This window comes from Homoserinimonas sp. (genome assembly GCF_056262345.1).
The window spans coordinates 1-9,330 of record NZ_JBACFR010000008.1; the positions used below are offsets into that span (position 1 = coordinate 1).

Below are 9,330 nucleotides of genomic sequence, written 5' to 3' on the forward strand. Positions count from 1 at the left end.
GTGAAGGGCCTCACGCAGAACCGACGCCGGTAGGTGTGCGCGGCCGACCCACTGGACTAGCGTCCCTAGGCGTAAGAGAAGTCTCGGTGGATGACGGTGAGGCCTGTCTTGGTGGTCTATAACACCCATGAGCATCACGGATCGGGTGCCCCCGGCGCCTGGTTGGTCGACGTCGTGCTCCTCTGGCCGTTCCTCTTCGCCGCGGCCGCCTACCTGGTCGCAACGGCGATTCAGGCGCGACGCGGACGGCGGTGGCCGTGGTTCAGGAGCCTGTTCTGGGTGGCCGGCATGGCCGCGGCCGCGTGCGGATTTGTTGGCCCCATCGCGTCATGGTCGCACACGAGCTTTACCGGGCACATGCTCGCCCACCTGCTGGTGGGCATGGTCGCCCCGCTGTTTCTGGTGTTGGCGGCTCCCGTAACCCTGGCTCTGCGCACCCTCTCCGTTGTGCCAGCCCGCAGGCTGAGCCGACTCCTGAACAGCGCCCCCGCCCGCACGGTCACCAACCCCGTGGTGGCGGCCCTGCTGAACGTTGGCGGGATGTGGGTTGTCTACCGGACGCCGCTGTTCGAGGCGATGCAGAACAACGCACTTCTGCACCTGCTCGTGATGGCTCATTTTCTCGCCGCCGGCGTGCTGTACACGGCATCGTTGGTGCTGGTCGACCCGTCGCCGCATCGCGCGTCGTTCCCGTTGCGGGCGACCGTGCTGGTGCTCTCGCTGGCCGCCCACGGCGTGCTGGCAAAGCTGCTCTACGCATACCCCCCGCCAGAATTCAGCGCGGCTGATGTGCAGTTCGGCGCCCAACTCATGTATTACGGCGGGGATGCCGTCGACTTTTTCCTGATCGTGCTTCTCTGCGCAGAGCTTTACCGGCGCACAGGGCATGAGCTGCGCCGAACAAACCCTGAAACATTTCATCCCGCGGGCGCGCTGTCTGCAGACCACCGATGAGAGGAGAAAGCCATGACAGACCGAACCACAGAACGGATGCACCGGTCAGCAGTGCGGAACCGATCGTTCTGGGGCGCGTTCCTGATCGGGATGGCCGTAATGGCGGCCATCGACGAGATCGTGTTCCACCAGATCTTGGCGTGGCACCACTTCTACGACAATTCCACGCCCGATATCGCGCTGGCCTCTGACGGCCTCCTGCACGCCGCCGAACTCTTCGCCCTCGTCGCCGGGTTCTTTCTCCTCCTCGACGCCCGACGGCGGCGCACATTCTGGACGGGGGCGGCCTGGGCGGGCTTCATCGTGGGGCTCGGCCTATTTCAACTCTGGGACGGAATCGTCGACCACAAGCTGCTGGGCCTGCATCAGATCCGCTACCGGGTCGACATCGTGCCCTACGACATCGCGTGGAATGCTGCGGCGATCATCCTTCTGGCCGTCGGAATCGGAATGACCGTGCTGCTCTCGAGAAAGGGTCGCCCGCTGCCGACGGCTGTGCCGAGCCAGCCGGACGCCGTGTAAGCATCCAGCCCGCTAGCCCTCGCACTGGGTCGCCCGCCCACCCGCCCGCGCGAGGGGCGCGAAATGCGGCTTCCGGATGCTGTCGGGCACGAATATGGGACCCCTCACGGGGCGGGGTGCACGGGGCGCACGGCCCTGCTCGGCAAAATACTCAGGGGGAGGGCCTGGCTTGCGCACCTGGGCTGGCGTAGCATCCTGGCACCAATGCAAGGAGGCATCATGGCGAATCTCGTTGTGCACTTCGAAATCCACGCGACAGAACCACAAAAACTCCTCGACTTCTACTCGCAGCTCTTCGACTGGAAGTTCACCCAGTACGGCGAAATGTCGTATTGGATGATCGACACCGGCGACGGGGCAATCAACACGGCGCGGCAGCCGGGCCACGGCATCAACGGCGGGCTTACCGAGCGCGAGGGTCCGCGACCTGAACCCGGCTCGGCTATCAACGGCTGCAACATCGTGGTGGGCGTGGCAGATGCCGATGCGACCTTCGCTAAGGCCCTAGAGCTGGGGGGCACCGAGGCGATGGCGCTTGAGGACATGGAGGGAATCGGCCGCACCGCCTACATTCTCGACCCGGACAACAACCTGTTCGGCATCCTCTCTGAGGTGCTCTCGGATGGCACCAATGTGATGGACGGGACGGACGGAGGGGCCTGACACGGGCCCGTCAGCGCCGAGGCGCCGCGAACCCCAGTCGTGCCGAAAACTCGTCGGCCGCGGCTCGCACCTCGTCAGCCCACTCGTTTTCGGCGCGCTGAGCGAAGCGGGCGGTGGGCACCGAGACGCTGATCGCGGCGACGACCGCTCCGGTCGAGTCGCGCACGGGGGCCGCGACGCAACTGACATCGGGCGTCGATTCTTCGCGCTCGAACGCCACGCCGCTCTCGCGCACGCCGGCGAGGTTCTCTTCAAGCTCAGGCAGGGTGCGGATGCTGCTGGCGGTCATCACGGGCAGCTGGCCGACATCCGGAAACAGCTCACGCAGCCGCGGCGGCGACACATACGCGAGCATCGCCTTGCCGAGCCCTGTGGCGTTGGCGGGCAGGCGGTGGCCGATGCTTGAGGGCAGCCGCAGGTTGTCGCGCGCTTCGACTTTGGCCAGGTAGAACACGTCGGCGCCTTCGAGCACGGCCACGCTCACGGTTTCTCCCAGCCGCGCCGAGAGCTCGCGCGCCGCCTCGTTAGCTGCCGTGAGCATGTCGAAGCGAGACGAGTAGGCGTTGCCCAGCTGCAGCAGGCGCACCCCGAGCCGATAGGCGCCACTCTCGTCCTTCTGCAGGTAGTCGCGGGCGACGAGCGTTGCGAGCAGTTCATGCACGGATGTTCGGGGCAGCCCCGTGAGTCGAACCACGTCGGGCGCGCTGAGCGGGGCGTCGCCGTCGAGAAACAGCTCGAGGATGTCGAGGGTGCGCACGACGGCGGGAGTGAGGCGGGCCATGCCTAATCAATACTCGGCTGCGGCGGCAGGCGCAAATGCGGGCGGATGCGCGCCCAATTGACATCGACACGTCAACCGTGTTCGATATATAGAACAGACGCCGAAACTTCGAACGAGTGCTCGCGCGTAATTCCCACAGAAAGGCACCGCATGAGCCACGTCGCTACCGCGGCCATCATCGGATCCGGCAATATCGGCACCGACCTGATGATCAAGATCCTCCGCGGCAGCGGAACCCTCAAAGTTGTCGCCCTCGTGGGCATCGACCCCGAATCCGACGGCCTGCGCCGGGCCGCGAGCATGGGCATCGCCGCGATCTCCTCAGGCGTGGACGGTCTCATCGAGCACGACCTCTTCGCCGACCTCGACTTCGTCTTCGACGCCACCTCGGCCCGCGCCCATGTCTACAACTCAGAGAAGCTGCTCGCGGCCAAGCCCAGCATCCGCCTCATCGACCTCACCCCTGCGGCGATCGGCCCCTACTGCGTGCCCGTCGTCAACCTCGAAGAGAACCTCGACGCCTCCAACGTGAACATGGTCACGTGCGGTGGCCAGGCCACCATCCCGATCGTCTCGGCCATCGCCAGCCAGGTTCCCGTCGCCTACGCGGAGATCGTCGCCTCGATCGCCAGCAAGTCGGCTGGCCCCGGAACCCGCGCCAACATCGACGAATTCACCGAAACAACCTCGGAGGCGCTCGTGAAGGTGGGCGGTGCGCAGTTCGGCAAGGCCGTCATCGTGCTGAACCCCGCCGAGCCGCCCCTCATGATGCGCGACACCGTCTTCACCCTGAGCGAGGATGGCGACCGCGCCGCAATCGAGAAGGCTGTCGAAGACATGGTCGCCAGGGTGAACTCGTATGTTCCCGGCTATCGCCACAAGCAGCGCGTGCAGTTCGACGAGATCACAACTCCCGTCGTCGTCCCGGGGTTCGGCCCGTTCACGGGGCTCAAGACGAGCGTCTTTCTTGAAGTAGAGGGCGCCGCCCACTACCTGCCCGCCTACGCCGGCAACCTCGACATCATGACCTCGGCCGCCCTGCGCACCGCCGAGACCATGGCCCTGCGCATGAACAAGGAGGCGGCAGCATGACCGCATTCGACCCCACGACCGACAAGCTCTTCATCTCGGATGTAACCCTGCGCGACGGCAGCCATGCCGTTCGCCACCAGTACACGCTGCAGAACGTGCGCGACATCGTTTCGGCCCTCGACAAGGCCGGCGTCGACAGCGTCGAGGTCGCGCACGGCGACGGCCTCGCCGGCTCCACCGTTAACTACGGCTTCGGCGCACACTCCGACGTCGAGTGGATCGAGGCCGCCGCCGAGGTCGCCGAGAACATCGCCATCGCCACCCTGCTTCTGCCGGGTGTCGGCACGATCCACGACCTCAAGCGCGCCGCATCCGCCGGCGTCAGCTACGTGCGTGTTGCAACGCACTGCACCGAGGCGGATGTTTCGGCTCAGCACATTGAGACCGCTCGCGAGATCGGGCTCAACACCACGGGCTTTCTCATGATGAGCGCCATGACGACCCCCGCTGAACTCGGCAAGCAGGCCAAGCTCATGGAGGGCTACGGCGCCCAGTGCATCTACGTGGTCGACTCCAGCGGCGCGCAGACCATGAACGACGTGACCGACCGCGTCAACGCCCTGCGCGATGTGCTCGACCCCAGCACCGAGATCGGCGTTCACGCCCACCACAACCTGTCGCTCGGCGTCGCCAACTCGGTCGCCGCCGTCGAGGCCGGCGCCAACCGCGTCGACGCGAGCCTCACGGGGATGGGTGCAGGGGCAGGCAACGCCCCGCTCGAGGTGTTCATCGCCGTCGCCGACAAGATGGGCTGGAACCACGGGACCGACCTCGTCGCGCTCATGAACGCGGCCGACGACATCGTTCGCCCGCTTCAGGTTCGCCCCGTGCAGGTCGACCGTGAGACGCTAAGCCTGGGTTATGCGGGCGTCTACTCCAGCTTCTTGCTGCACGCGGAAGCAGCATCCGCCAAGTACGGCATTTCGACGATGGAGATCCTTTTCGAGCTCGGCCGCCGCCGCATGGTGGGCGGGCAAGAAGACATGATCGTCGACGTCGCCCTCGACCTACTCGACGCACGCAAGGGAGCATGAGAATGAGCCTGACCACCACGGCCACTGAGTCTCTCGGCACCGCCCTGCTCACGGCACACGAAACGCAGCAGCCGATCGCGCCGCTCACGGCAACGGCGCCCGACATGACCGTTGAGGACGCCTACGGGGTGCAGATGCACCAGGTCGCCGCGTGGAAGAACGCCGGCCGCAGCGTGATCGGCTACAAGGTTGGCCTCACGTCGCTCGCAATGCAGAAGCAGCTCGGCGTCGATCAGCCCGACTTCGGGCACCTGTTCGACGACATGCTGCTGGATGCTTCGGCACCGGTCTCCCTCGCCGGATTCATCGCGCCGCGCATCGAGCCCGAGATCTCCTTCGTACTCGGCAAAGATGTCACGGGCCCCGGCCTCACGATCGACGACCTCAAGGATGCGGTTGACCACGCGGTCATCTCGCTCGAGATCATCGACTCGCGCATCGCCGACTGGAAGATCACGCTCGCCGACACGATCGCCGACAACGCGTCATCCGGAGCCGTTCTGGTTGGCGTGGGCACCGCGACCCTCGACACCGTCGACCTCGCCGCCCTGCCGGTCGCCATGTCCCGCAACGGCGAGATCGTCGGAGAGGGCGTTGGCGCGGCCGTGCTCGGGCATCCGCTTGAGGGCGCGCTGTGGTTGGCCAACACGCTGGGCGCGCTCGGGCAGACGTTGCCCGCCGGCTCACTCATCATGGCCGGCTCCATCACGGCCGCCGTGGCGATCGCCCCCGGCGACACCATCTCGGCGTCGTTCGGCGAGCTCGGCACCCTCGAGGTCACGTTCGCGTAGCGGCGGGCGGGCTCGCGGCTCGCGGGTTCCCGGGCTCCCGGGCTCGCGGGCGGGCTCGCGTAACTCCCGCCCACCTCTCGCTGAGGGGTCCCAAATGTGCCTTCCCGACGCCGCGGAACACACATTAGGGACCCCTCGGCGGTTCGCCTGACAGCTCATGCCAGCACCGGCAAATTAGACTGGGCGGCCATGCAGTGCTCCTACTTCGACGCGGGTCTCTGCCTCTCGTGCACCCTCCTCCCCCAGCCGTACTCCGAACAGCTGGCCGATAAGCATGCCCACTGCCAGCGGATGCTCGCCGCCCACCCGGGCATCCAGTGGATGCCCCCCGTCGCCAGTGCGGAATCGGGCTTTCGCAACAAGGCCAAAATGGTCGTCGGCGGCACCGTCGACGCGCCAACCCTGGGGCTTCTCGACGGGCAGATGCGGGGCATCGACCTGCAGGGATGCGGCATTCTGCAACCCGGCCTCACCGCCGCATTCCCCGGCATCGCCGACTTCATTACGCTCGCGGGGCTCGTGCCCTATGACGTTGCGGCCCGCCGCGGCGAACTCAAGAACGTTCTGCTCACCGAATCGGCCGACGGAGACCTCATGCTGCGATTCGTGTTGCGGTCGAGCGAGTCGCTGCCGCGCATCCGCAAGCACCTTCCGTGGCTTGAGCAGCGCGTGCCCTCCCTGCGCGTGACCAGCGCCAACCTGCTGCCGGAGCATCGGGCGGCGATCGAGGGGTTCGACGAGATTCTGCTGACCGCCCAGAGCACACTGCCCATGCGGGTCGGCGATGTAGAGCTCGCGCTGCGCCCGCAAAGCTTCTTTCAAACCAACACCGCGATCGCCTCCGCGCTCTATCGCCAGGCGCGCGAATGGGTCGATTCGGTGAACCCCGCAAGCGTGTGGGACCTCTATTGCGGGGTCGGCGGTTTCGCGCTGCACTGCGCAGCGCCCGGCCGCACCGTCACGGGAATCGAGGTCAGCGCCGAAGCCATCGAAAGCGCGCGGGCCGCGAGCATCGGCTTGCCAGGAATTGCCTTCGAAACTGCGGATGCCACGGCGTTTGCCCTGGCATCCAGCGAAGCTCCCGACCTGGTGATCGTGAACCCGCCTCGTCGTGGAATCGGGCCAGACCTCAGCGGCTGGCTCGAAGCATCCTCAGTGCAGACCGTCGTCTACTCCAGTTGCAACTCGGTCACTCTGGCCCGCGATCTCGCCGCGATGCCCTCCCTCGTGCCGACGCGGGCGCGGGTGCTCGACATGTTCCCCCACACGAATCACTACGAGGCGATCGTGCTGCTCGAACGCGTGCCGAGCCGGGGTTAGTGCTCTGCGCCGCTGACCACCTTGAGGCCGACGATGCAACCAACGAGGCCCATGATGAGCAAAATCTTGATGAGGGACGCCGGCTCATCACCCGTGATCATCGCGTAGATCACCGTAATTGAGGCGCCGATGCCCACCCACACCGCGTAGGCCGTTGCTGTCGAGATCTCCCGCATTGCCAGCGCGAGCCCGACCATGCTGGCCACCAGCGTGACGCCAAAAATGACGGTCGGCCAGAGCTTGGTGAAGCCCTCCGACTTGCCGAGGGCGGTGGCCCAGACGGCTTCGAGAACTCCTGAGACGATCAGAATGATCCATGCCATGACGATTCAACTCCCGTGGCCAGTCTTGTCGCGTTCCGGGTACTGAACCGTCGTCCGGGGGTCGGTGATGACCCTGCCCCCAGGGTAGCAATCCTCGGGTTGGCGAATGTGAACAGGGCCTGTGCAAGCACAACCGCATCCGCAAGCGCATCCGCAAGCGCATCCGCAAGCGGCAGGGCAGCCTGCGGTTCTAGGCTGGAAGCCCCCAGTCTTTCAGGAGCGCACCATGGACGCCGCAGCAGCCGATGCCACCATCGCCGCGATGCGCGATGCCATCGCGGCCACCACGAAGCGACTCGCGGATGCTGCCGTCGCCGATGAGACGCTCGCCGAGATGGTTACGCCGCGCCGCATCCTGTTCGTGCAGCGCGAGCCTCTGCTGCGCGAGATTGCCAGGGTGTGGCACCTGGGCGTGCTGCTCCTCGCTCGCGACGGGACCCTCTATGAGGCCGGTATCAGCACTCGCGCCGTGGAGCCGGGCCGCCCCAACTACCAGTCCGCGTCGGGCGAGGAACGGCGCGCTCACCGTGCGGCTGCCGTGCGCGGCGGCTTCGCACCGGGGCAGACCGTCAACTTCGACGCCCGGCCGGTGACGCTCGACCCCGAAGCCCTGACCGGCGCAGCCGGCAGGGTCTACGTGCACGATGGCCGCGCTCTCGTGCGGTGGACCGCAGGCGCCACGCCCGCGACATCCATCGACTTCGCCCGCTACCTCGACGAGCGCGCCTCGCTGCTCATCGACCCACCCGCAGGAGCCTGACCGCAGCGCGGCATCCGCCCACGCCACATCCGTTCATCTGGAGGAATCATGGCAGAGAAGCCCGAAACCGTTGACGACTACATCGCATCGTTCGATGCCGAGGTGCAGGCGATGCTCCGCAGGGTGCAGCTGGCCATCCACGCGGGAATCACCGAGGGCGGGGCGACGGATGCTCCCGAAACGATCAGCTACGGAATCGTGCGGGTGTCAATCAATGGGCGCTATGGCATCTACTTTGGCGCGTGGAAGAAGCACATCGGCATGTATCCCGTGCCGGTTTTTGCGGGCGAACTCGAGAAGGAGATCGCGCCTTACCGCTCCGGCAAAGACTCCGTGAACTTTGTCTACGGCCTCCCGCTGCCGGAGTCGCTGATCACGAAAGCCGCCGCAGAAATCACGCGTCGCACCCTGGTGAGGTAGCGCCCGGGGCTGGCCCGCACGTTGGCCGTCGCCGCGACCAGTTCCCGCCGAGGGGTCCGGAATGCGCCTTCGCGAGCATCCTGAGCATGCATTGGGGACCCCTCACGAGGCGGATCGCGCAAGAGTGGCGCTGGGGGCGCTTTAGGGGTGCGCTAGGGGCGCTTCGGGGCGCTCTTGAGGCGCTTCAGCCGAGCGGGCGCTCCCACGACGCGATCGGGCCCGGCACCACCGTAAAAACCGGATGCGCTGGCGGCAGCACGAGCGAGGCAAGCTCTGCGGCGCGGTCAGGGCTGCGCACCCGCAGCTTGGTCAGCAGGTGGCCCCATTCATGCGCGAGCTGACCCTCCGCAAGCGGGATCGGCGGCACCGCGCCCCGGCCCACGATCTTCTCGCGGGCGAATCGATAGCCACGGGCATCCGCTTCGTCCACGATTGCCGAGAGAAAAGCGCCCAGCGAGGCCATCGGGTCATCGCATTCCCGAAATCGCGCGAGCTGCGGATGATTGCTGTAGCCGCCAGACTGCTTGCCGATCACCGACTGCGCGAGCAGGCCCTCCCGCCAACACGCGACGAGAGCCTGGCGATCGAGAAGGCTCGGATGCACCGACCACAGCCTCATCGGATGCTCGCATCACCCAGCGAAAAAGGCGTCATTACTTAACGCTAGTGG

12 protein-coding genes and 1 riboswitch are annotated in these 9,330 nt (G+C 66.4%); of the genes, 9 read left to right on the top strand and 3 right to left on the bottom strand.

All coding sequences use genetic code 11. From position 1 onward, the window contains the following. Window positions 1–90 precede the first annotated feature (90 nt). From AC062T_RS00450 to AC062T_RS00460, 3 genes are all read left to right on the top strand, one after another. Window positions 91–954, top strand: coding sequence for a cytochrome c oxidase assembly protein (locus AC062T_RS00450; RefSeq protein WP_476026333.1), 864 nt, complete (start codon window positions 91–93; stop codon window positions 952–954). Between the two features lie 12 nt (window positions 955–966). Next, complete coding sequence (locus AC062T_RS00455) at window positions 967–1,476, top strand: DUF2243 domain-containing protein (RefSeq protein ID WP_476026335.1); 510 nt, start codon at window positions 967–969, stop codon at window positions 1,474–1,476. A gap of 219 nt (window positions 1,477–1,695) precedes the next feature. Next, entirely contained in the window at window positions 1,696–2,139 is a 444-nt protein-coding gene (locus AC062T_RS00460) for a VOC family protein (RefSeq protein ID WP_476026337.1), read from the top strand. Between the two features lie 10 nt (window positions 2,140–2,149). Here AC062T_RS00460 and AC062T_RS00465 read toward each other — a convergent pair whose 3' ends face one another. Then, window positions 2,150–2,920, bottom strand: coding sequence for an IclR family transcriptional regulator (locus tag AC062T_RS00465; protein WP_476026339.1), 771 nt, complete (start codon window positions 2,918–2,920; stop codon window positions 2,150–2,152). A 150-nt stretch (window positions 2,921–3,070) separates the two neighbouring features. Between AC062T_RS00465 and AC062T_RS00470 the strand changes: the two genes are divergently transcribed. The 4 genes from AC062T_RS00470 to rlmC all read left to right on the top strand — a co-directional run bounded on the left by AC062T_RS00470 (window position 3,071) and on the right by rlmC (window position 7,157). Then, a complete protein-coding gene (locus AC062T_RS00470) occupies window positions 3,071–4,012 on the top strand; it encodes an acetaldehyde dehydrogenase (acetylating) (RefSeq protein WP_476026341.1) in 942 nt (313 codons plus the stop codon). Beyond that, entirely contained in the window at window positions 4,009–5,046 is a 1,038-nt protein-coding gene (gene dmpG, locus AC062T_RS00475; RefSeq protein WP_476026343.1) for a 4-hydroxy-2-oxovalerate aldolase, read from the top strand. Before AC062T_RS00470 ends, dmpG begins: the two co-directional genes overlap by 4 nt. A 2-nt stretch (window positions 5,047–5,048) precedes the next feature. Continuing rightward, a complete protein-coding gene (locus tag AC062T_RS00480; protein WP_476026345.1) occupies window positions 5,049–5,837 on the top strand; it encodes a 2-keto-4-pentenoate hydratase in 789 nt (262 codons plus the stop codon). Between the two features lie 189 nt (window positions 5,838–6,026). After that, on the top strand, window positions 6,027–7,157 hold the full coding sequence (rlmC, locus tag AC062T_RS00485; protein WP_476026347.1) for a 23S rRNA (uracil(747)-C(5))-methyltransferase RlmC: 1,131 nt from the start codon (window positions 6,027–6,029) through the stop codon (window positions 7,155–7,157). On the opposite strand, the gene AC062T_RS00490 is transcribed toward rlmC, so the two are convergent. Beyond that, window positions 7,154–7,480, bottom strand: coding sequence for a DMT family transporter (locus tag AC062T_RS00490; protein WP_476026349.1), 327 nt, complete (start codon window positions 7,478–7,480; stop codon window positions 7,154–7,156). The two genes, rlmC and AC062T_RS00490, sit on opposite strands and share 4 nt — an antisense overlap. A gap of 14 nt (window positions 7,481–7,494) precedes the next feature. Continuing rightward, window positions 7,495–7,557, bottom strand: a riboswitch (guanidine-III (ykkC-III) riboswitch). 149 nt (window positions 7,558–7,706) lie between these two features. On the opposite strand from AC062T_RS00490, the gene AC062T_RS00495 reads away from it, so the two are divergent. Together AC062T_RS00495 and AC062T_RS00500 are read left to right on the top strand one after the other, a co-directional pair. Continuing rightward, a complete protein-coding gene (locus AC062T_RS00495; protein WP_476026351.1) occupies window positions 7,707–8,240 on the top strand; it encodes a hypothetical protein in 534 nt (177 codons plus the stop codon). A 48-nt stretch (window positions 8,241–8,288) separates the two neighbouring features. Continuing rightward, the gene (locus AC062T_RS00500) at window positions 8,289–8,660 is read left to right on the top strand and encodes an iron chaperone (protein WP_476026353.1); all 372 of its coding nucleotides are present in this window, start codon (window positions 8,289–8,291) and stop codon (window positions 8,658–8,660) included. A gap of 184 nt (window positions 8,661–8,844) precedes the next feature. On the opposite strand, the gene AC062T_RS00505 is transcribed toward AC062T_RS00500, so the two are convergent. Next, complete coding sequence (locus AC062T_RS00505) at window positions 8,845–9,279, bottom strand: pyrimidine dimer DNA glycosylase/endonuclease V (protein WP_476026355.1); 435 nt, start codon at window positions 9,277–9,279, stop codon at window positions 8,845–8,847. Window positions 9,280–9,330: the final 51 nt, after the last annotated feature.

Bases quoted from the DNA above. Each gene is read 5' to 3' on its own strand.
- AC062T_RS00455 (WP_476026335.1), top strand. From the start codon at position 967: ATGACAGACCGAACCACAGAACGGATGCACCGGTCAGCAGTGCGGAAC.
- AC062T_RS00505 (WP_476026355.1), bottom strand. From the start codon at position 9,279: ATGAGGCTGTGGTCGGTGCATCCGAGCCTTCTCGATCGCCAGGCTCTC.
- AC062T_RS00465 (WP_476026339.1), bottom strand. From the start codon at position 2,920: ATGGCCCGCCTCACTCCCGCCGTCGTGCGCACCCTCGACATCCTCGAG.
- AC062T_RS00495 (WP_476026351.1), top strand. From the start codon at position 7,707: ATGGACGCCGCAGCAGCCGATGCCACCATCGCCGCGATGCGCGATGCC.
- AC062T_RS00500 (WP_476026353.1), top strand. From the start codon at position 8,289: ATGGCAGAGAAGCCCGAAACCGTTGACGACTACATCGCATCGTTCGAT.
- dmpG (WP_476026343.1), top strand. From the start codon at position 4,009: ATGACCGCATTCGACCCCACGACCGACAAGCTCTTCATCTCGGATGTA.
- AC062T_RS00480 (WP_476026345.1), top strand. From the start codon at position 5,049: ATGAGCCTGACCACCACGGCCACTGAGTCTCTCGGCACCGCCCTGCTC.
- AC062T_RS00450 (WP_476026333.1), top strand. From the start codon at position 91: ATGACGGTGAGGCCTGTCTTGGTGGTCTATAACACCCATGAGCATCAC.
- AC062T_RS00470 (WP_476026341.1), top strand. From the start codon at position 3,071: ATGAGCCACGTCGCTACCGCGGCCATCATCGGATCCGGCAATATCGGC.
- AC062T_RS00460 (WP_476026337.1), top strand. From the start codon at position 1,696: ATGGCGAATCTCGTTGTGCACTTCGAAATCCACGCGACAGAACCACAA.
- rlmC (WP_476026347.1), top strand. From the start codon at position 6,027: ATGCAGTGCTCCTACTTCGACGCGGGTCTCTGCCTCTCGTGCACCCTC.
- AC062T_RS00490 (WP_476026349.1), bottom strand. From the start codon at position 7,480: ATGGCATGGATCATTCTGATCGTCTCAGGAGTTCTCGAAGCCGTCTGG.